This is a genomic window from Catellatospora paridis (assembly GCF_009720365.1).
Lineage (GTDB): Bacteria > Actinomycetota > Actinomycetes > Mycobacteriales > Micromonosporaceae > Catellatospora > Catellatospora paridis.
Genome location: NZ_WBZD01000037.1, coordinates 69,075 through 89,647, shown reverse-complemented (window position 1 = coordinate 89,647; position 20,573 = coordinate 69,075). Strand labels below are relative to the sequence as shown.

Below are 20,573 nucleotides of genomic sequence, written 5' to 3'. Positions count from 1 at the left end.
CTCTACTGAGCCCGGGGCGCGTCGCCCGCTCCCGCGGCGGTCAGCTTTCATCCCACTGGCCGCCCGCCCCGGCTTGACATAAACGTTGGCCTATCTGGATGAGAAATTCGCGATCGAACTCATCCAGATAGGCCGACGCCTATTGAAGTGCGGGGCGGTGAACCCGGGTCAGTCGCGGACCTCGGCGATCAGCTCCACCTCGACCGGGGAGCCCAGCGGCAGTTCGCCGACGCCGACGGCGCTGCGGGCGTGCTTGCCCGCCTCACCGAAGACCGCACCGAACAGCTCCGACGCGCCGTTGATGACGCCGGGCTGACCGGTGAAGCCGGGGGCGGAGGCCACGAAACCCACCACCTTGACGATTCGGACGACCTTGTCCAGGCCGACCAGCCATTCGAGTGCGGCCAGGCCGTTGAGCGCACACCGAGCGGCCAGCTCCTTCGCCTGCTCGGCGCTGATCTCGGCGCCCACCTTGCCGGTGGCCAGCAGCTTGCCGTCGGCCATGGGCAGCTGGCCGGAGACGTACACGTGGTTGCCGGAGCGCACCGCGGGCACGTACGCCGCCACGGGCGGGACCACCTCGGGCAGCTTCAGGCCCAGCTCAGCAAGCTTTTCGTACGGGTCAGACATCTTTGTCTCCTTCACCGCGGGATCCGCGGGGTTGTGCTCAGGCGGACTTCGGCCGCTTCAGGTAGGCCACCAGCTGCTCGGGGTTGGGGCCGGGCACGACCTGGACCAGCTCCCAGCCGTCGGCACCCCAGTTGTCGAGGATCTGCTTGGTCGCGTGGACCAGCAGAGGCACGGTGACGTACTCCCACTTCGTCATGGGCATAACCTAACGTGCCGGGAAGATCCGCCCGGTCGATCCCTGCTGCGACAGGGTGCGAGGTGCGGTTAAGCTGAGCCGCCGCGGGGGCAGCTGAGTGTCGCGGCCTCGTTAGAGAAGACCAGGGGAGATCGCATGACCCAGCCGCACGACGAGCAGCAGCCGACCGCGCCGCAACCGACGCAGCCCGCGTACCCGCCGCCGGCCGACCCGTTCGCGTCGGCGACGGTGACGCCGCCGACCGCGCCGCAGCCCGCGGTGCCGCTGCCGCCCGAGGCGGAGCCGACCCCGGCCCAGCCGGCCACGCAGCCGACCCCGGCCACGCCGACTCCGGCCACGCTGCCGATCGCGGAGGACCCGCCGGCCTCGCCGGCGTCCGGCGCCCCCGCCCCGGTCTCGGGCACTCCCGCACCGGCCTTCCCCACCCCGCCGCCGACCGCGGCGTACCCGACCGTGCCGCAGTCCGGCTACCCGGTCTCCGGCCAGCCCGCGTACCCCGCGCAGCCCGGCTACCCGGTCTCGGGCCAGCCCGCATACCCGACCTCGGGCCAGCCCGCATATCCGGTCTCGGGCCAGCCTGCGTATCCGGTCTCGGGCCAGCCCGCGTACCCCGTGTCCGGCCAGCCCGCCTACCCGGGCATGACCTACCCGGGCACGCCCGGGGTGCCCGGCGCGCCGGCCAAGAAGAGCAAGGCTCCGCTGATCATCGGCATCGTGCTCGGCCTGCTCCTGCTGCTGTGCGGTGGCGGCATCGGCGCGTACGTGCTGCTGACCCGCAACACCGAGGGCACCGGCGCGACGTCGGCCAAGGACGCCACGCAGAGCTTCCTCACGGCCGTCTACAAGAGCGGCGGCAACGCCGCGGCCGCCGAGAAGCTGGTCTGCGGTGACGCCCGCGACCGCAAGGAGATCGAGGCGAAGATCGCCGAGATCAAGTCCCAGACGGCGCAGCTCAAGGGCCCGAACTTCACCTGGGAGAGCCCGAAGATCTCCGGCGAGACGGCGACCCAGGCGACCGCCGAGGTCACCGTCAAGCTGGTCACCAGCGACGAGAAGATGTCCGAGCAGAAGCTCACATTGACCCTCGTCAAGCATGAGGGCTGGTTCGTCTGCGAGGTGAAGTAGCCACCTGGCACCATCGAGGGGTGCTGAACGACGGTAGTGACGGGCCGGCCCGGCGCAGTGCACATGACACTGCCTGGCCGGCCCGTCTGCATGTGGTGACCGGCAAGGGCGGGGTCGGCAAGACCACCGTCGCCGCCTCGCTGGCGTTCGCGCTGGCCGCGGGCGGGCAGCGCACGCTGCTGGTGGAGGTCGAGGGGCGGCAGGGCCTGGCCCAGCTGTTCGAACTGGAACCGCTGCCGTACGCCGAGCGCCGGCTCGGCGAGGTCGGCGTGGACGTGCGGCTGCTTGCCGTCGACCCCGAGGAGGCGCTGCTGGAATACCTGGAGCTGTTCTACCGGATGGGCGCGGCCGGGCGGGCGCTGCGCAAGCTGGGCGCGATCGACTTCGCCACCACCGTCGCCCCCGGCCTGCGCGACATCCTGCTCACCGGCAAGGTGAAGGAGGCGACCACCCGCACCGACGACAGCGGCCGGCGGGTGTACCGGTCGGTGGTGCTCGACGCGCCGCCCACCGGCCGGATCGGGCGCTTCCTGAACGTCACCGCGGAGGCCGCGAAGCTGGCCAAGCTCGGCCCGATCAAGTCGCAGAGCGAGGGCGTCGCCGCGCTGCTGCGCTCGCCGATGACTGCGGTGCACCTGGTCACCCTGCTGGAGGAGATGCCGGTGCAGGAGACCGCCGACGCGCTGCGCGAGCTGACCGCGCTCAACATCAGTGTCGGGAGGATCATCGTGAACTGCGCCCGCCCACCGCTGCTCGACGAGGGCAGGGTCACTCAGGCCGAGCTCAAGCGCGGGCTGGCCGCAGCAGGTCTGCCGACCGACCGGCGTACGGTGACGGCTCTGCTCGACGAGTCGCGCGACCACCAGGCGCGGCGCGCGTTGGAGGAGGAACTGCGCGGCGAGCTGGAGACGCTGGGCCGGCCCGTGGTCGAGCTGCCGCTGCTGCCGGACGGGGTGGATCTGGCCGGTGTGCAGCACCTTGCCGGACTGTTGCGCTCCGCCCCTTAGGCTGAGCACATGCTCGACGTGGACGCCCTGCTGGCTGATCCCGGCGTACGCATCGTGGTCTGCTGCGGTTCGGGCGGGGTCGGCAAGACGACCACCGCCGCGGCGCTGGCAGTGCGAGCCGCCGAGGAGCACGGCCGTCGCACCGTCGTGCTGACCATCGACCCGGCCCGGCGGCTGGCCCAGTCGCTCGGCCTCACCGAGCTGGACAACACCCCGCGCCCGGTGGAAGGGCTGTCCGGCGACGGCGACCTGCACGCGATGATGCTGGACATGAAGCGCACCTTCGACGAGGTGGTGCTGAGCCACACCGCGCCCGAGCGGGCGAAGGAGATCTTCGCGAACCCCTTCTACCAGGCCATGAGCTCGACGTTCTCCGGCACGCAGGAGTACATGGCGATGGAGAAGCTGAGCCAGCTGCGGGCGACCGACCGGTGGGACCTCATCGTGGTGGACACCCCGCCGTCCCGGTCGGCGCTGGACTTCCTGGACGCGCCCGCCCGGCTGGGCCGCTTCCTGGACGGCAGGATGCTGCGCCTGCTGATGGTTCCCGCGCGGGCCGGCGGCAGGAGCATGTTCAACCTGGTCACCGCCTCGTTCGGGGTGTTCTCCAAGGCGGTGCAGAAGATCCTCGGCGCGCAGCTGCTGACCGACCTGTCCGGCTTCGTATCGGCGCTGGACTCGACCTTCGGCGGATTCCGGGAGCGGGCCGACCGCACCTACCGGGTGCTGCAGGATCCGCAGACCGCTTTCCTGGTGGTGGCCGCGCCGGAGCCGGACGCCGTGCGGGAGGCCACGTACTTCGCCGAGCGGCTCGGCGCGGAACGCATGCCGCTGGCCGGGCTGGTGCTCAACCGGGTGCACCGGTCCGAGCTGCCGGAGCTGTCGGCGGCCGACAGCGCGGAGGCGGCCGAGAAGCTGTCCGCCGAGCACGCCGAGCACGCGCTGACAGCTCAGGCGCTGCAGGTGCACGCCCTGCTGATGCGGCAGGTGGCCCGGGAGACCGACGTGTCGACGGGCTTCACCGACGAGTTCCCGCAGGTGCCGGTCGCCTACGTGCCGGCCCAGCCGACCGATGTGCACGACCTGGTCGGCCTGCGGGCCATCGGCGCGGCCCTGGCCGCACGTCCCGAATGACCGCCATCGGGTGACCGAAGGGCCGTTCCCACCAATTCGGCAGAAACGGCCCTTCGATAACAAGATGGGTGGTATCAGTCAGACACGGACCAGCTCACGGCGGTCCTGCTCCTGCATGGCGACCTCGAAGGCGCGCTTCCAGCTGGCCACGTGCGGGTGCCGGCGCAGCAGTGCGCGGCGCTCCCGCTCGGTCATGCCGCCCCAGACGCCGAACTCGATGCGATTGTCGAGTGCGTCCGCCAGGCACTCGTACCGCACCGGGCACCCGCGACAGACTCTCTTGGCGACGTTCTGCTCCGCGCCCTGAACGAACAGCGCGTCCGGATCTCCGTTCCGGCACGCCGCGAGACTGGGCCAATCGTTGACCATGCCCATGTGTCCACGTCCCCCCTGACGTTCCCCTCACCGCTCGCGACCTGCCCGGCCCGCCCGACCCGAGGGTCGTTTGAGCAGGACACATCCCCCCGATGGTTCCCCCGAACCGACGCGAACGGTGTGCGTTACTCGCCCGCCCATCATGCTCCGTAGTCAGACGATTACGCAACGTTGTCAGCCAAAATGGCGGAAAAAGGTCTTTAACTGCGCTGAGCCAGTACCTGAGCAGCGAGTACGCGCGCCGGGGGTGACGTCCGCCCGCGGGCCGGGACGGGGGTCCGGCGGCCCGCGGCGGAGCGTCGTTTTGCGAGTAACGGGGCGGCCACGATGTCCGGGGGGACATCTCGTGACCGTGGCAACGCAACCACACGCCAGGGGTCGTGCGTCTTGGACAACGAACACATGCCCGGAACGGTTGCGGGCGACGGGGGCGTCACTGCGACGCACCGTGCCCACGCAGCCTGGCCCGGTATGGTGCGGCACTCGACACCGAAAATCGCTCACGTAACCTGAGGCGGTGACCCTGATGCGCAAACGCGACCACAACATACTGGCCAACGCCGCATCTCTGTTGATTTGCGGCTTGCTCGCCGGCGTGGTGGTGGCTGCGGCCGCGTTCCCGGCGGTGGCACTGTCCGGACTGGCCGCCAAGGCGGGCGGTGAAGCCTTCGGCCAGCTCCCCGACGAGCTGGTCGTCAAGCGCTCCCCCCAGATCAGCTACGTCTACGCCAACGACGGCAAGACGCTCATCGCGACGATGTACGACGAGAACCGGCGCGACCTGCCGCTGGATGAGATGCCCAAGATCGTCCAGCAGGCCATCCTCGCCGCCGAGGACCAGAAGTTCTACGAGCACAACGGCGTCGACGTGATGGGCATCGCCCGCGCGTTCGTGGCCAACAAGCAGGCCGGTGACGTGGAGCAGGGCGCCTCGACGCTGACCATGCAGTTCGTCCGACTGTCCATCTCCTACTCGGCCGACACCGCGCAGGAGGTCGTCGACGCGACCGAGGACACCAGCAAGCGCAAGGTCCGCGAGATGCGCTACGCGATGGCCATCGAGCAGCGGATGACCAAGGACCAGATCCTCGAGGGCTACCTCAACACCGCATACTTCGGCAACCGGGCATACGGCATCTACGCCGCGTCGCAGGTCTACTTCGCCAAGGAGCCGAAGACGCTGACCGCCGCCGAGGCCGCGTTCCTGGCCGCGCTGGTGAAGTTCCCCGGCACTTACAGCGTCGAGACCGGCTCCGGCGAGAAGACCGCCGTGGACCGGCGCAACTACGTGCTGGGCGAGATGGTGCAGACCGGCGCGCTCACCGAGCAGCAGGCCACGCTGGCCAAGGCCGAGCCGCTGAAGATCGTCGGCAAGATCACCCCGAACGGCTGCGTGCAGGCCACCAAGAACACCTGGGGCTTCTTCTGCGACTACTTCCAGCGTTGGTGGAACGACCAGGAGGTGTTCGGCGCCACCGCGTACGACCGCGAGCGCTCACTGAAGTCGGGCGGCTTCCGCATCGTCACCTCGCTCGACCCGGTCGCCCAGGACGCGGCGGACAAGAACATCCGGGGCCAGATCTCGGTCAACAACGACAAGGCGCTGATGCTGGCCGCCGTCGAGCCCGGCAGCGGCAAGGTCCGGGCGCTGGCCGTCAACCGCAACTTCAAACTCGACGACAAGAACAACCCGAAGAACAAGCTCAACTCCGACCCGGCCAAGAAGCGCAGGGGCCTGCTCGGCACCTACCCGAACACCACCAACCCGCTGATGACCGGCGGCGACGGGTTCACCGGCTACCAGGCGGGTTCGGCGTTCAAGCTCTTCAGCCTGGTCGCCGCGTTGGAGAAGGGCTATCCGCTCGACTTCACGATGGCGACCAAGAAGGTGTTCGTCACCAAGTTCCCGATCAGCGGCCCCAACGCCAACTGCGGCGGCTACTACTGCGCCAGCGGTCAGGGCGGCGGCGTGCACAACATGTGGACCGCCTTCGGCAGCTCGGTCAACACCTACTTCGTGCCGCTGGCGATCCTGGCCGGCGTCCAGAACACGGTGAACGTCGCCAAGAAGATGGGCATCACGTTCCACGACGAGCCCGGCACCACCCAGGACGACCTGGGCTACTCCAACAACGCCAGCCAGTGGGGCGCCTTCACGCTGGGCGTCTCCGCGACCACTCCGCTGGAGCTGGCCAACGCGTACGCCACGGTCGTCGCCGACGGGGTGTACTGCGAGCCCACCCCGGTGCAGTCGATCACCGACATCAAGGGCAACGAGCTCTCCGTCGCCGAGAAGCGCTGCAAGCAGGTCATGACGGCGGACGTGGCACGCGCGGCCGTCGACGCCGGCCGCTGCCCGGGCGGCGACAGATCCCCCTACGGCGAGTGCCGCGGCACGACCAACGGCGACTCCCGCCGTATCGTCGGCAAACCGATCACCGGCAAGTCGGGAACCACCGACAACAGCGCATCGGCGACGCTGACCCTGTCCACCAAGCAGCTCACCATCTCCGGCTTCCTCACCAACCCCGACTGGGCCCATGACTCACACATGGAGCACGGCGTGGTCAACCCGGCGGTGCAGAAGACGCTGAGCGATTACATGAAGAACAAGCCGGCGATCCAGTTCACCAAGCCCAGCTCCAAGATCGCATATGGCGACCAGATCTCCATTCCGAACGTCGAATGCAAGACGATCGACGAGGCCAGGGCGATCCTGCGGGGCAAGGGCTTCGACGTCGAGGTGGCACCGGAGCAGACCGACTCCAAGTGCCCCAAGGGCACCGCGGCCGGCACCAGCCCGAACGGCAAAACCATCCGCAAGGGCATGGTCCAGATCGAGGTCAGCAACGGCAAGAGCGCGCCGAATCCGGGCACCGGTCCCGGCAACGGCCCGGGCCAGCCCCCGCCGCCACGGGCCTGACAGACACAGCGAGGCCCCGTCCGCACACCGCGGACGGGGCCTCGCCCGTCTGTGCGCCCGCTCCGGCGGGCCGCAGACCGCGCTAGGCGCGCTAGGCGGCCAGCTGGCGGCGTACCTCCGCGGAGACCTTGCCGCCCTCGGCGCGACCGGCCACCGCGGCCTGCACGGCCTTCATGGCCGGGCCCATCGCGCCCATACCGCTGAAACCACCCGCGGCCAGCGTCTGCGACACCAGCTGGGCGATCTCGTCATCGGTGAGCTGCTTCGGCAGATACCGGGCCAGCACCTCCTCCTCGGCCCGCTCCTTCGCGGCCTGCTCGGCGCGGCCCGCGTCGGCGAACGCCGTCTCGGCCTCCCGGCGCTTCTTCGCCTCCTTGGCGAGCACCGCGAGCACCTCCTCGTCGTTCAGCTCACGCTTGGCCTTCCCGGCGACCTCGGCGACGCCGACAGCCGCCAGCGCCATGCGCAGCGTGCCCGTCACCACCTCGTCACGCGCCTTCATGGCCGAGCGCATGTCCTCGGTCAGGCGCTCCTTCAGGGTGCCCATACCCACCTCTCCGTGCTCCGCACATCCGACGGCACTGTGTTGCCCTCGGGCGATGAAACTACTCTTAGCCTCATGGGTCCGCTCGGAAAAATCGTGTTGGGCGCCGCCGTCGTCGGCGCGGGCGCGCTGGCATACGGCACGCTGATCGAACGCAACTGGTTCACGCTGCGCCGCTACGACGTGCCGCTGCTCGCGCCGGAGGCCGAGCCGCTGCGCGTGCTGCACCTGTCCGACCTCCACCTCACCCCGAAGCAGCTGCGCAAGCAGCGCTGGGTGCGCGAGCTGGCCGGCCTCGACCCCGACCTGGTCGTGGTGACCGGCGACAACATGGGCCACCCGGACGCGGTGCCCGGCGTGCTCGCCGCGTACGAGCCGCTGCTGGAGCTGCCCGGCGCCTTCGTCTTCGGCTCGAACGACTACAGCGGCCCGGTGCTCAAGAACCCCTTCGGCTACTTCCGCGAGGACCGCGAGTACGAGCACGGCGTGGAGCTGCCCACAGAGGACCTGCGCGCGGCCTTCCTCGACGCCGGCTGGGTCGACCTCAACAACAACCGTGCCACGCTCAAGGCCGGCGGCCGCGTCGTCGACCTGGCCGGGGTCGACGACCCCCACATCGACCTCGACGCCTACCCCGCCGGCCCGGCCGACCCGGCAGCCGCGGTGCGCATCGCCCTCAGCCACGCCCCGGAGCCCCGGATCCTCGACGCGTTCGCCGCCGACGGCTTCGAGCTGCTGCTGGCCGGCCACACCCACGGCGGCCAGGTGCGGGTGCCGGGCGTCGGGGCGCTGGTCACCAACTGCGGGCTGGACCGCAAGCTGGCCCGCGGGCTGCACCGTTGGGACCGCGCCTGGCTGCATGTCTCCGCGGGTCTGGGCACGCATCCGACCGCTCCCGTGCGCTTCGCATGCCGCCCGGAGGCGACCCTGCTGACGCTCATCCCACGCTGAGGGGGATACCCGTTTTGGCGACGGGAACCGGGTCAGCTAGTATTTCGGAGCACCGCTTCGGGGTATAGCGCAGCTTGGTAGCGCGCTTCGTTCGGGACGAAGAGGCCGTCGGTTCAAATCCGGCTACCCCGACCCGAGAAGGCCCAGGTCAGAGAAATCTGATCTGGGCCTTCGGTGCGTTCTGGGCCAGATTCTCCGGCCGGAGGCAGCGGTTAGGCAGCGAAGGACCGCAGGACCCTGCTGTCCCGCTCTCGCGATGGGTGCACGTATCGGTCGAGAGTCGTGGATGTCTGCTCGTGTCCGAGTACCGCCGCCACGTCGTTGATCGGCACACCATCGGAGACGAGCCACGTCGCGTATGAGTGACGCAGGTCATGGAAGCGGAGCGCCTCGGGCAGTCCGGCCCGCCGTAACGACGGCTTCCACACGCGGGCGCGGAACGTGCCCCGCTTGAGCGGCTCGCCTGTCCTGGCCACGAAGACCAGGCCGTCACTCCCGACCGGGTAGTCCCGCAGGTGCAAGGTCAGCAGCTCTCGCACGAACGGCGGCAGCGGGACCGAGCGCCGACCGGCCCGCGACTTCGGGTAGGGCTTGAGGCTGACATGCCCGGAGATCTCCTCCGCGACCCGGATCACGCGCACCATCCCCGCAGCGAGGTCGAGGGCATCGGTCCGCAGCCCGGCGCACTCACCCCAGCGCAGCCCGGTTCCGCCGGCAAGGGCCACGATCGCGCGGTAACGATCAGGCGTTGCCGGAAGAAGCTTCGCCGTGAGTTCGTCCAGGCTGAGGGTCAGATCATCGGTGTCCTTCCGTCGTCGTGCAGGTAGCCGGACACCCTCGCAGGGGTTGAACCCGATCAGGCGGTCGCGGACCGCCGAGCGCAGCACGCCCGAGGTGAGCCGCAAGCACTCGGCGATGCTGGCGGGGGCCAACCTCTCCCCCAGCTCCGTGACCCACGCCTGCACGTCGGAGTGCTCAACGCGGGCCAGCGGCAGCGCGCCCCAGCGCGGGACCACGTGGTTTCGCATGATCGAGGCGTCACGGGCTGCGGTCGCCCGCTCGTCGTTCCGGGCGCTCAGCCACTTGACGGCGTAGTCGGCGAAGCGCAGCTTTCCCGCTGACGGCGAGACGTAGGTGCCGCGGTTCACGGCCGCCTCCACCTCGGAGAGGAAGGCCGACGCCTCCTTCTTCGTCCGGAACGTCTTGGAGCGCTGGCTACCGGCGGGGTCTCGCCAGAACGCCTTGTGCTTGCCGCTGGGCGTCTTGCGGATGAAGCTCACCGGCGACCTCCGGTCCGGTCGCGATCACGGGTTGCCGAAACAGCGTCGGGCTCGTCGCCCTGGTCCTCGCTGTCGAGCCAGGCGTGGAAGCGGTTCTTCGGGATGACCCAGCGCCCGCCGAGCTTGCGCGCGGGGATCGTGCCGTCCCGGACGAGTTCGTACGCACCGCCGAGGGCGAGGCCGAGCAGGTCGGCGACCTCGGCGACGGTGTAGACCTCGGGGGCGAGCCGTCTTCTGTACTGCGACGGGACGGCTGTGGGACGACCGGGGACGATCATGGGGACGGCGCGGACGGACGGGACGGCGGCGGTTTTCACGCTTCCTCCACGAGATCGAGCACCTTGGCGGTGACCAGGTAGACCCGTCCGCCGAGGCGACGGGAGGGCAGTTCGCCGCTGTTCGCGGCCCGGTAGGCGGCGGAGCGAGAGATGCCCAGCAGCCTTGCGGCAGCGGTGACCTCCAGGAGCAGGGGCAAGGTTGCGCGGTCGGTGTGGTTCACGATGCGGTCCTCCGATCAGGCGGCCAGGGCAAGGGCTGTGGGCGGTAGTGCGGTGTTGCGGGCATGTTCAAGTTCGGTGTGCCAGCGGCGGCGTTCGGAGACGGCGCGCATGAGCCGGACGGCGAGGCTGCTCACGTCGGGGTCTTCCGGCCGGGCCAGCTCGAACGAGTAGCGCCGGGCATCCTCGGCCGGGGCCGTCTCGTCGTCGGCGAGTGCGCCGGCAAGGACGGTGCGGACCCAGGCGCGGTTGTCAGCGCGGTGGTCGGCCAGGGTCTTACCCGACCACTGCCGCGATACGAGGACCCGGCGACCGGTGAACCCGAGCGTGGTCCGTTGGTGGACCTTGCCCGAGCAGCGGCCCGGCACCAGGCCCGGCTTGGCTGCGTCCGGCTGGACGCCGTAGAGCAGCCAGTTGGCGCATGTCGGAGAGCAGGGCAGCACAGCGAGTTCGGCGTGGAGGCGGTCGAAGTGGGCCTGCTGCGGGTCGGTGCGCGGGTGGGTGGTGTCGACCAGGTCTTTGGTCAGGTACTTGGTCACGTACCGGATGGCCCGCTCGGCGTCCTTGGTGCCGTGCTCGATTCCGCGTGCGTCAACCCTGCCGAGGCGGATCACGTCGCCGGGGGTGGCGTGCTCGTCGTCCAGGGCGTCCAGGGCGGCTTGCCAGCTCGTGAGCGGCTGGCCGGTGGCCGGGTCGCAGTACTCGCCGACCTCCGGACTCCAGACAGGGACCTTGCCGCCAACGTCGTAGACCGGGGCGTCGAAGTGGGGCCACCAGACCTGGTGGTAGGTCGCGGCGGCTACCTGGCGCATCAGTGCACGCGGCACAGTGCCGCGTACGGCGAAGTGGGCGTGTGGGGCGAAGCGCTTCTGTAGCTCGACTGCTCCGGCGTACTGGACGTTCCAGCCGGCGGCCCGGCGCAGGTTCTGCCAGAACCGGTCCAGGACCTTCGCGAAGTGGATCGCGTCCAGGGCAGCGCGCCGGTAGTCGTAGGTGTCGGGGTCGACGGGGGTGCCGATCAGCGGGTCGAACTCGGCGTGCAGCCGACCGCACTCACACGGCGCGACCCAGCTGCCGCGACGGCGGGCCGAGTGCACCGGACCATGCGACCCGAGCGTCAGGGTGAGCAGCGTCGACGGGCGGTGTGTCTTGCCGTCTTTACCGCGGTAGACCCTGCCGACCGTCTTGGCCTGCACCGGCAGCTTCGGCAGGTCGATCGCGTCAGCGCGGCGGCGGGTCGAGCGGACGCGCTTCGGGGTGGCGTCGGCGGCGGGGACCAGGGCTCCACGGATGCGGCACTCCGCTAGCTGGGCGTCGATGTCGGCCACGGCGGAGTCGATGTCGGCCAGCTGCGCGGCCCGCTCGACCGGGGGCAGCTGCTCGTAGGCCAGGGCGGCGCGGTCGAACTCCAGATGCGCCCGCGTGGTCACCAGCGCCACCACGTCATCAGCCGGAGCCTCCACCGGCACCGTGGGTTCGTCTTCGAGGTGCCAGCCCTCGCGGATCTGCTGACGGCGCAGCTTGCGCGCACGCTCGGCACAGGGCTTGCACTTGGAAGCCAGCCGCGCCCCGCACGGCACGTCGATGACCTCGGTCCGGCCCGTCTCCAGGTCGGTGCGCCGGATCGCGAGGGGTCGGACGCAGACGCCGTTGTGCTCGGCGAGGGTGACCAGGACCTCACGCGCGATCGGCATAGCCAACCGGTCGGCGCGCGACCCCGGCCGCACAGGCTCAGGGTCACGTGCGACTGGTTCGGTGGGTGTGGTCACCGCAGTTCCCACACGTACAGCAGGTCATCGGCGTCGCTGCCGTAGCAGACCAGCTCCGGACGGCCCACCGGCTTCGGGGCGGGCTGGGTGTTCTGGGCCTCGGCCAGCAGCTGCGCGACCCGCGACGACGGAGCCGGGACCTCCATCAGGCCGCCCGCGCACGGGCACCCGCCGACCTGGGAACCGTCGCACTCCGAGCAGAGCTGCCACACCGACTGGTCGTGCAGGTCCACGCACTTGGGCGACTGGCACCAGCGGTCGCCGCACCAGAGGCAGAACTGGGCGAAGTTCAGCCGAACGGGCTTGAGGACAACCCCCGCAGGGGCGGTAGTCTGGGTGTGCATCGTGATCCTCTCCGAAAGGACTCGTTGCGTCGGCCTCGGCGAGTTCCAGCTCACCGGGGCCTTTATTTGTCTTCGCGAACCTCTCTAGAGAAGCTCACCTGTCCCAACCGTACCACCACTTCTCTAGAGATCTCGCGGAAATCTGTGCCAACCCGTGGGGTTGGTTCCCGTTCAGGCCGGGCATCCGTAGCCTGTGCTCTAGAGAGGTTGCTCCCGAGGAAGAGAGCCATGGCCGAAACACCTGACCGTGCCCAACACCGGTACGAGGAGATCGCGAACGACCTGCGGGCAGCGATCATGCGGGGGGAGTACCGGGAAGGCGACAGGCTTCCGGGCGAGAACACGATCATGCAGCGATACGCGGTCGCGCGGATGACCGCCCGCGACGCGCTTGCCGTGCTCCGGCACGAGGGAATCGCCATCGCGCGACAGGGAGCCGGGGTGTTCGTCACCTCCCGGAAGCGCCTGGTTCGCGACAGCATGGGCCGGTACTCCCGAAAGGCGGTCAGTACCTCACAGTTCAAGGCCGACACCACGAACTCCGGCCAACAGGCGAACTGGGACCACGAGAGCGCGGAGAAGCCAGCCACCGGCCGTGTTGCCCAGATGTTGGGGGTTGCGCTGGGCGAACCTGTGATGGAGACCGTCTACCGGTTCTTCTCCGATCATCGGCCGGTTCAGCTGTCCTGGTCGTGGGAACCCCTCGCGATAACGCGCGGCACGCCAATCGTGCTGCCCGAAGATGGGCCTACAACCGGTGTGATCGCCAGAATGGACAGCATTGGCATCCACGTTGATCGAGTGGTTGAGAAGGTGACCGCCAGAGCGGCTACGGCAGCCGAGTCGGAACGCCTTGCTCTATCCGGACGTGGTGCCTACGTGATGGTCATCGAGCGCACGCACTATGCCGGTGATCTCGCCGTTGAGGCTTGCGACATCGTGTTTCCCGGTGACCGCTACGAGCTGACGTACACGATCCCGGTTCCGGCTCTAGCCGAGTGATTGCCGAATTAGTCTCTATGGGATCAAGGCGGCGCTGAAGCGCCGCACCGTGGGCGCTCGCCCTTCCCCCCGCGCTCTGCCTCCGGCCCGCGCGGGGGAGGGCGGCGCCCCGCACCGACGCACTTCCCTCAGATCTCTAGCGACACTCGGAACCCTCGCCAGAGCCTCCCAGGGCTATTTACGGCCGCTCCAGCGTGACACCGTAAACCGCTAGATCGCAGCCTGCACATCAGATCAGGGCTAGCACGAGTGCTAGACCTAGGCAGTCCCGGCTGCTAGAGCTAGCGCCTCCGGCGGGGGCCGCCCCGGCCCCGGGATGGATGAGGAGTCTTCTGCGTCTTGCGGTCCGAAGATTGGTGGGGTGGGGCCATCCCGCCCACCGCCGACCCAGGCGATGCCTACGCGGAACCTGGCTCCCTGGTCAAGGTCGTTCCTCCGGTTGGGGGCTCCACCTTGACCAGGGAGCCAGAACCCGCGTCCACTGCGTGTGGGTCGACGGCGGACGGGATGGCAAGGTTGCGTGGCCGGCGGTAGCCACGTGACGAACCAGTTCCCACCCCGCTGCCAGCACATTGGGTTCGTACGGCTTCCCTACACCAGCGGAACGCGGCTACCTTCCTGGCGTGAGCGTTGACGATCGTCCTCTGTCGCTTGACTCCTGCTGGAACTACTGGCTCTGCGTCGCGGGTGGTGACCAGGCAGGCATCATGGCGATGCTCGGATTGACCGACCCACAACCGACGACCTACGCGCTCGCCAGGGAAGTGGTGGACGACGCCAGTCACGGCAAGGACGCGGGATTGGTGTGCGTGACGGGCGAGATCAACGGATGGACTGCCGTAGTTGGTCCCTGGTGCGATCCCGCCAGCCCGAGCCGCCGGGAAGAAGTGCGGCTACTTGTCGAGGCGCTGAGTGGGACCTACGGCGAAGCTCATGCCTTCTACTGGGATGCGCAGGGCGGCGCGTCTGCCTGGCTCGTCGCTCGTGACGGCCGCACCGTGCGCCGTTACAACAGCCTTGCCACTTGGACATCGTTGGGCGACCCGCTCCCGATCGAGCAGCACTACCTTGATCAGTTCAACATCCCAGGTCGGCCAGAAGACCACGGCGATGACGACGACATGAGCGACGACATCGGCGAGTTCGAGTTCGCGTGCTCGGCTCAGAAGGTGGCGGAGACGATCAGCCTTGACGTGGTGTGGGGCATGCCTACCGATGCCATCGTGCGTGGCCAACTCGTCTTGGCACGAGTGCCGGACTGAACTCCTGGTGCACAGCAGAGGCACACCGAGATCTGAAGCGCCGACGATGACTCGCAGACTGTCGAGAGCTCGCAACCCCAGGTAGGAGCTGGCCGGAGAGGCATAGCGGCAAGCTCTGAACGGTCCGCAAACCGCCTCAACCTCTGATCAACTCACCCCGGAGGAACGTCCCCTACTGCGTACTCCGACTCGTCGACGAGCCCACGCACGAAGGACTCGAAGTCGGTGGCGATGGCCGTGATCTGGTAGTCCCAGTCCTGGTCGACGTGGACCACGGTTGGCTCGCCTGGTGAGCGATAGTCGAGAGCGATCATGTCGTGCCCAGCCGAGGGGCACTGCGCGATGTAGACGCCGATGTCGGGATACCCCCACTCGGCCACCCAGAAGGCGTTACCGCGCGTCCCGCACAGGCTATAGCTCGCGGTTCGGCCGATTGCGGCTAGCGAAACCACCCCGACGTGGTCCTCAGCCCAGCTCGTCCGAGAGGGCGCAGGATGGGCGTCGCGAGCAAGCCAGCCTCCGTTGTGACGACGAGCCAGGTCGACGTAGGCACGTGGCAGCCGTAGCCCGAGCTGTGCCTCCACAGCTTGCAAGACCTCGTCTGTGAGCGGGTCCTCAAAGGGGTCGGAGTTGTCGAAGATGGTCGAGGGATCGAGCACGGACACACGGTACTTCCTGGCGCGCCGCGCAGGCAGCATGGAGGCAGCAACAGCTGAGCGAAGTGGCCATCAGCGGACGACAGCAGACACCGTCGGCGGCGAGTTGCCGGGGCGAACGACGGCACTGGACCATCGCAGTCGAGCACGATGGTCGCGTTCGGGACGAAGAGGCCGTCGGTTCAAATCCGGCTACCCCGACCAGAGTAAGTGCAAGTGAGGGCCGGTCTTCCGCCAAGGGAGACCGGCCCTCACTGGTTTCAAGATCAGTTCTGGGAGAATTCTGGGAAAGATCTTGAAATCGGGCGGTCGGCGAGTGCCGCTCCGCTCCCCAGAAGGCGGTCAAGTACGCGCTGGTCCACAGCAAGTCGGAGGTTGCGAGCGGCGAGGCCGTCGGAACGCCCCCGCCGGACGGTCACGATTTGTCCAGCAGCGTGGCGAGTGCGGCGTTGCCCTGCGCAAAGACCGTGCCGCCGCTGTAGGTGAGCACGCGGTGGCAGTTGTCGAGTTCGACGTAGATGTCGAGGCCGCCCCCGACCGGCTGCAGCATCGCGAAGCGGCTGGCCCGGGTGTTGCAGGGCTTCGCGGCCCCGGCTGCCCGCAACGCCCGCTCGATCGCGGTACGGCGGTTCGCCGGCAGCACCGTACCGTGCACGAACTCGCCGGTCCCCCAGTCACTGTTCGACGTGGCGTAGACGCAGAGCCGGATCTCGCGCCCGGCGGGGAACGGCTCGCGGAGGACGCTCCGGCGGCCGACCGTGTTCGCCGGTCCCTCCAGCGCGATCACGTGCTTGATCTTCTGGCCGCAGCGGGCCGCGGCCGCCTCGGCCGATTCGAGCTGTTCGATCGTCCAGGTCGACACCGTCGTGAACGGCGTGGCTTGGACAGCTTGGGAGAATTCCTGCCGTGGCTTATGGCACGAGTCGACGGGTACCGCAGGCTGCATCCACCGGCCGTCGGCGTCGATGACAGCGAGCCAGGGCGGCACGACCTCCATGAGGAAACACCCGCCTGTCGTCCTCGGCTCGTCCGGGAGGCGAAGTGCGGCGACGAGGGCAGCCACGTCGTCGGTACGGCGTTCCCTGCCCACCCGGTCCGTGCCGCCGTCGCTGCGCTGCTGTGTCAGTTCGTCGCAAATGACCACCGAGACCGGGGCGATGTCGTCGCCGAGCCGCAGCGGCGGCGCCGGTGGGGATGCCGTGGGGCGGTTGCGTGCCTCGGCCCACTGCGCATCCTTCACCGCGCACGAGGTCCAGCGATCCGGTCCGGCAGCAGGGGGTGGCGGGGTCTGGTCGTCGCCGGTGAGCAGCCGGCCCCCGCCGATGCCCAGCCCCACAGCCAGCGCGATGGCGAGCGTGCTGTTCGCCAGCACGCGCCGCCGGCGCCGGCGGACCCGCGCGGCCACCGCGCCGAGCCGGTCCTCCGGCGGGGGCAGGGGAGGTACGGCGTCGGTCAGCAGGCGTCTGATGTCCTCGTCCTCGTGCGTCATCTCATGACCTCCAGGCGGCGAACAGCTCAAGGTTCGGATCGGCACGAAGAACCCGCAGGGCACGGGAGGCCTGCACCTTGACCGTGTTGTCCGAGCAGCCGAGCACTTCCGCGGTCCGCTGCACCGACAGGTCCTCGACGTAGCGGAGCACCACGACCGCCCGCTGCTGCCGGCTGAGCCGGGCCAGGGCGCGGCGTACCGCGTCCCGGTCCGCGTACTCCGCGGCCAGGTCGCCGTTTCCGGACCTGTCCGGCGGCTCGCTGGGAATCTCGCCGCGCCAGCGCCGCCGCCACCAGGAGACATACGTGGTGAACAGGGCCTTGCGTGCGTACGCCTCGGGATGCCCGCCGGCAGTGATGGTGGCCCAGCGCCGCCAGACCTCGACCAGGACCGTCTGTAACAGGTCCTCAGCCCGGCCGACGTCACCGGTGAGCAGCCAGGCCGAACGCAGCAGCGCTTCGGAGCGCGCCGCGACGAACGGGGCGAAGCCCTCCGGCGGCGTCAGTTCCCAGGGTCGTTGCATGTGTGATTGAACCTCCCCACCACCTGAACGCGCCGACGGGCCGGTGAGGTTAACGCAGCAGCCGATCAGATCCGTCCTGGCCGCTGGAGGAGGCGTTCGCGGAAATGGCCGAGGGTCGACTGCGACCGCAAGCCGTAAATGCCCGATGGCACGGGCTCAGGCCTCCCCTAGGATCGCCTGATGCCCCAGCCGACGTATCCGATCCGCACGCCCCGCCTCACGCTGCGCCCGGTCACGCTGAACGACCTCGACGACGTGTACGCGTACCAGAGCCGGCCCGACGTCGTCCGCTGGATGCTCGGCACCGGCCCCCGCACCCGGGAGCAGTCGCGGTCGTCGGTGACCGCCATGGCAGGCGAGGACGCGCTGCGTGCGGTGGGCGACTGCCTGACCCTGGCCGCGACGACCGACGCCGGGGTGATCGGAACCGTGGAGCTGGTCTGGCGCAGCGAAGAAGACCGGACGGCCGAACTCGGCTACGTCTTCCACCCCGACCACGGAGGTCGCGGGCTGGCCACGGAGGCCGCCACGGCGCTGCTGGACTGGGGCTTCGGCGAGTTCGGGCTGCACCGCGTCTTCGCTCGGTGCCACGGCCGCAACGAGGCCTCCGCCCGCCTGATGAGCCGGCTCGGCATGCGCCAGGAGGCGCACAACGTCGAGAGCTACCTGTTCGGCGGCGAGTGGGCCGACCAACTCGTCTTCGCGGTGCTGGCCCGCGAGTGGCGGGCACGAGCCACGGCGGCGGCCGGCTGACGCCCCCTACGACTGGCCGTGCTGTCGTACGCTGCGCGCAGTTTCCGCCTTGAGGAGGCGACGTGCGCCATCCGGCACAGACCGGCCGATTCTTTTATGTCGCGGTCGTTTTCACCTTGTTCGGCCTGATCTGCGTCGTCGCGGCGTTGTCCGGGCAGGACACCGATCTTGTCCCCGCGGGCTTGATGCTCGGCGGCGTGCTGCTCGGCATCGGGCTGATCAACTTCGCCGTCCACGCGCTCGCGCTGCTGCTGCGCGATCACGAGATGTGGCGCAACACCCACTTCACCGAGATCATCGAAACCGAGGATTGAACTTCCCGGGCGGTCTCGATGTTGTCACCCAAACGAGTGAACCCCGCGCTGTCGATCACGGCCGGTGACAGACCGTCGAACATCGCGCCCTGTCGATGATCAGCCCATATGGTCGCCGATGTCCCGGTGTATGGGACGAAGAGGCGTGGATCACGTCAGGCGTGACCGGTGAGCAGCACAGGGTACCCACTCATCCGATGGTCACGCCCGGCGAACGATTTTCATAATGGCCGCTGTACCCGCCTACGGTGAGTAAGCTTGGCCGCCGTAAGCCCCTCACCCCGGACAAAGAGCGAAAATCCTGCCCCGTGCCCCTTCCTCGCATCATTGATGATGTTTCCGCAGCACTGCGAACCTCCCGCAGCGCGGTAGAAGCCTGCAATGCCACGGTCTCCGTGCTCAGCCGGCATACTCCCGCCCTGATCGAGGCGCTGCTGCATGTGAAGGACCAGCTCCGGTGCGTCTCGGCGAGCGGCGCCTGGCAGGTGTTCTCCGCCGTCCCGCTGGGCCACGGCGTGGTCGGCCGGGTCTACGCCAGCGGCAAGCCCGTCACGATCCTGGATGTCGCCAACGACCCGGACTACATCCGGCTCGGGCCCCCGATCACCTCCGAGATCTGCACGCCCATCATCGACCGCACCGGGCACCCGGTCGGCGTGATCAACGCCGAGTGGGCCGAGGCGCAGCCGCTGGACGGCTGGGAGGAGACCCTCACCGAGGCCGGGCGGCTGCTCGGGGCACGCCTGAGCGAGCTCGGCGGCCCGCCGGCCGAGACCCGCAGCGAGCAGCTGCTGCGCCACGCGCTCGCGCTCACCAACGCCGAGACCGACGCCGACGTGCTGGTCCGGGCCTGTCGCGCGGCGCGCGAGGTGACCGGCCTGGCCGCCGCCGTGCTGCTGCGCCCGGCCCCGGACCTGCTGCCCGACGAGCAGGAGCTGCGGGTGGTCGTCGCGGCCAGCTCGCCGGAGCCCCGCGACCGGCCACTGGTCGCCCGGCTGGCGCAGATCGACCCCGACCGGCTCGCCGCGCTGCTCGACGAGGCCTGCCGGTACGGAGCCTCGTACACCCTGGGCGATCCCGCGGTGCTCGACGCCCGCGGTTTCGAAGCGCTCACCGACGCGGGGGTGCGCACCATGATCGCCGTACCGCTCGGGGCCGGCACGCCCGTGGTGTCCTCCTCGGTCGGCGCGCTGGTGGTGCTGGACGAGACCGCGATCGTGCCGGACAGCGCGCTGGTGAACCTGCTGGAGCTACTGGCCGCGCAGGCCAGCACCTGCCTGGAGAAGCTGGCCACGCTGCGCCGCCTGCACCTGCAGGCCAGCTCCGACCCGTTGACGGGGCTGCGCCACGGCGGGCCGTTCGGCGACCGCCTCGCCAACGCCACGCCCGGCCGGACCGCGCTGCTCGCGATCGACATCGACCAGTTCAAGGCGGTCAACGACACCCTCGGCCACGCCGCGGGCGACCGCGTGCTGGTGCAGATGTCCAGCGCGCTGCAGCAGGCGCTACGGCTCGGGGACGAGCTGTTCCGGGTCGGCGGGGACGAGTTCGTCGCGGTGATCGACGTGCCCAGCGCCGCGGAGGCGCTGCTGGTCGCCGAGCGCCTGGTCGCGGCGGCCCGGGCGACCGGGCGCACGATCAGCGTCGGGGTGGCGGTGCAGGGCGAGCTGGAGCCGCCGGAGGCCGCGATGTACCGCGCCGACCAGGCCCTCTACGCCGTCAAGCGCAACGGCCGCAACGGCGTGCGCCTCGCCGCCCCCTAGCAGCCGCCCGCACCTTCCGCCTTCCCGCCGACCCGA

General features: G+C 69.5%; 22 protein-coding genes and 1 tRNA gene. 11 read left to right on the top strand and 12 right to left on the bottom strand.

The features are described 5' to 3' along the window. Positions 1-168: 168 nt before the first annotated feature. Both F9C41_RS35805 and F9C41_RS35800 read right to left on the bottom strand, forming a co-directional pair. A complete protein-coding gene (locus tag F9C41_RS35805; RefSeq protein ID WP_155391283.1) occupies positions 169-630 on the bottom strand; it encodes a RidA family protein in 462 nt (153 codons plus the stop codon). A gap of 37 nt (positions 631-667) precedes the next feature. Continuing rightward, entirely contained in the window at positions 668-826 is a 159-nt protein-coding gene (locus tag F9C41_RS35800) for a DUF4177 domain-containing protein (protein WP_120317449.1), read from the bottom strand. Positions 827-961: 135 nt separating this feature from the next. Here F9C41_RS35800 and F9C41_RS41930 point away from each other — a divergent pair, with 135 nt between their 5' ends. From F9C41_RS41930 to F9C41_RS35785, 3 genes are read left to right on the top strand one after another with little or no spacing between them, the layout of a single operon-like run. Beyond that, the gene (locus F9C41_RS41930; RefSeq protein ID WP_155391282.1) at positions 962-1,951 is read left to right on the top strand and encodes an Rv0361 family membrane protein; all 990 of its coding nucleotides are present in this window, start codon (positions 962-964) and stop codon (positions 1,949-1,951) included. Between the two features lie 23 nt (positions 1,952-1,974). Next, positions 1,975-2,958 carry an ArsA-related P-loop ATPase gene (locus F9C41_RS35790; protein ID WP_155391352.1) on the top strand — a complete coding sequence of 328 codons (984 nt, stop codon included), beginning with the start codon at positions 1,975-1,977 and terminating at the stop codon, positions 2,956-2,958. A gap of 9 nt (positions 2,959-2,967) precedes the next feature. Next, positions 2,968-4,092, top strand: a complete 1,125-nt coding sequence (locus F9C41_RS35785; protein ID WP_155391281.1) for an ArsA family ATPase — start codon at positions 2,968-2,970, stop codon at positions 4,090-4,092. 78 nt (positions 4,093-4,170) lie between these two features. Here the strand turns inward: F9C41_RS35785 and F9C41_RS35780 are convergent, their stop codons facing one another. Beyond that, the gene (locus tag F9C41_RS35780) at positions 4,171-4,467 is read right to left on the bottom strand and encodes a WhiB family transcriptional regulator (RefSeq protein ID WP_120317452.1); all 297 of its coding nucleotides are present in this window, start codon (positions 4,465-4,467) and stop codon (positions 4,171-4,173) included. Positions 4,468-4,993: 526 nt separating this feature from the next. Between F9C41_RS35780 and F9C41_RS35775 the strand changes: the two genes are divergently transcribed. Further along, positions 4,994-7,390, top strand: a complete 2,397-nt coding sequence (locus tag F9C41_RS35775; protein ID WP_155391351.1) for a penicillin-binding protein — start codon at positions 4,994-4,996, stop codon at positions 7,388-7,390. A gap of 91 nt (positions 7,391-7,481) precedes the next feature. Here the strand turns inward: F9C41_RS35775 and F9C41_RS35770 are convergent, their stop codons facing one another. Beyond that, positions 7,482-7,937, bottom strand: coding sequence for a GatB/YqeY domain-containing protein (locus F9C41_RS35770; protein ID WP_155391280.1), 456 nt, complete (start codon positions 7,935-7,937; stop codon positions 7,482-7,484). Between the two features lie 72 nt (positions 7,938-8,009). Here F9C41_RS35770 and F9C41_RS35765 point away from each other — a divergent pair, with 72 nt between their 5' ends. Beyond that, positions 8,010-8,885, top strand: a complete 876-nt coding sequence (locus tag F9C41_RS35765; RefSeq protein WP_155391279.1) for a metallophosphoesterase — start codon at positions 8,010-8,012, stop codon at positions 8,883-8,885. A gap of 58 nt (positions 8,886-8,943) precedes the next feature. Next, positions 8,944-9,017: transfer RNA gene (locus tag F9C41_RS35760), tRNA-Pro, on the top strand. Between the two features lie 80 nt (positions 9,018-9,097). Here F9C41_RS35760 and F9C41_RS35755 read toward each other — a convergent pair. The 5 genes from F9C41_RS35755 to F9C41_RS35735 form a co-directional block, all read right to left on the bottom strand. Further along, positions 9,098-10,165, bottom strand: coding sequence for a tyrosine-type recombinase/integrase (locus F9C41_RS35755; protein WP_155391278.1), 1,068 nt, complete (start codon positions 10,163-10,165; stop codon positions 9,098-9,100). Then, positions 10,162-10,482 carry a helix-turn-helix domain-containing protein gene (locus tag F9C41_RS35750; RefSeq protein ID WP_230690256.1) on the bottom strand — a complete coding sequence of 107 codons (321 nt, stop codon included), beginning with the start codon at positions 10,480-10,482 and terminating at the stop codon, positions 10,162-10,164. The genes F9C41_RS35755 and F9C41_RS35750 overlap by 4 nt, the downstream gene beginning before the upstream one ends. Beyond that, positions 10,479-10,664: a helix-turn-helix domain-containing protein gene (locus F9C41_RS35745; RefSeq protein ID WP_230690255.1), complete on the bottom strand. Its 186-nt coding sequence runs from the start codon at positions 10,662-10,664 to the stop codon at positions 10,479-10,481. Before F9C41_RS35745 ends, F9C41_RS35750 begins: the two co-directional genes overlap by 4 nt. A gap of 15 nt (positions 10,665-10,679) precedes the next feature. Next, complete coding sequence (locus F9C41_RS35740) at positions 10,680-12,356, bottom strand: replication initiator (RefSeq protein ID WP_230690254.1); 1,677 nt, start codon at positions 12,354-12,356, stop codon at positions 10,680-10,682. 71 nt (positions 12,357-12,427) lie between these two features. Further along, on the bottom strand, positions 12,428-12,775 hold the full coding sequence (locus F9C41_RS35735) for a hypothetical protein (RefSeq protein ID WP_155391275.1): 348 nt from the start codon (positions 12,773-12,775) through the stop codon (positions 12,428-12,430). Between the two features lie 228 nt (positions 12,776-13,003). Here F9C41_RS35735 and F9C41_RS35730 point away from each other — a divergent pair, with 228 nt between their 5' ends. Both F9C41_RS35730 and F9C41_RS35725 read left to right on the top strand, forming a co-directional pair. Beyond that, a complete protein-coding gene (locus tag F9C41_RS35730; protein ID WP_155391274.1) occupies positions 13,004-13,777 on the top strand; it encodes a GntR family transcriptional regulator in 774 nt (257 codons plus the stop codon). Between the two features lie 623 nt (positions 13,778-14,400). After that, the gene (locus tag F9C41_RS35725) at positions 14,401-15,039 is read left to right on the top strand and encodes a hypothetical protein (protein ID WP_155391273.1); all 639 of its coding nucleotides are present in this window, start codon (positions 14,401-14,403) and stop codon (positions 15,037-15,039) included. A 152-nt stretch (positions 15,040-15,191) separates the two neighbouring features. Here the strand turns inward: F9C41_RS35725 and F9C41_RS35720 are convergent, their stop codons facing one another. The 3 genes from F9C41_RS35720 to F9C41_RS35710 all read right to left on the bottom strand — a co-directional run bounded on the left by F9C41_RS35720 (position 15,192) and on the right by F9C41_RS35710 (position 17,707). Further along, on the bottom strand, positions 15,192-15,698 hold the full coding sequence (locus tag F9C41_RS35720) for an SMI1/KNR4 family protein (RefSeq protein ID WP_230690253.1): 507 nt from the start codon (positions 15,696-15,698) through the stop codon (positions 15,192-15,194). Positions 15,699-16,110: 412 nt separating this feature from the next. Then, a complete protein-coding gene (locus F9C41_RS35715; protein WP_155391271.1) occupies positions 16,111-17,100 on the bottom strand; it encodes a hypothetical protein in 990 nt (329 codons plus the stop codon). An 85-nt stretch (positions 17,101-17,185) separates the two neighbouring features. Further along, the gene (locus F9C41_RS35710; protein ID WP_155391270.1) at positions 17,186-17,707 is read right to left on the bottom strand and encodes a SigE family RNA polymerase sigma factor; all 522 of its coding nucleotides are present in this window, start codon (positions 17,705-17,707) and stop codon (positions 17,186-17,188) included. Between the two features lie 180 nt (positions 17,708-17,887). Here F9C41_RS35710 and F9C41_RS35705 point away from each other — a divergent pair, with 180 nt between their 5' ends. The 3 genes from F9C41_RS35705 (at position 17,888) to F9C41_RS35695 (ending at position 20,537) form a co-directional block, all read left to right on the top strand. Beyond that, a complete protein-coding gene (locus F9C41_RS35705; RefSeq protein WP_155391269.1) occupies positions 17,888-18,460 on the top strand; it encodes a GNAT family N-acetyltransferase in 573 nt (190 codons plus the stop codon). Positions 18,461-18,522: 62 nt separating this feature from the next. Then, positions 18,523-18,774, top strand: a complete 252-nt coding sequence (locus F9C41_RS35700) for a hypothetical protein (RefSeq protein ID WP_155391268.1) — start codon at positions 18,523-18,525, stop codon at positions 18,772-18,774. A 308-nt stretch (positions 18,775-19,082) separates the two neighbouring features. Next, entirely contained in the window at positions 19,083-20,537 is a 1,455-nt protein-coding gene (locus tag F9C41_RS35695; RefSeq protein WP_155391267.1) for a diguanylate cyclase, read from the top strand. Positions 20,538-20,573 lie beyond the last annotated feature (36 nt).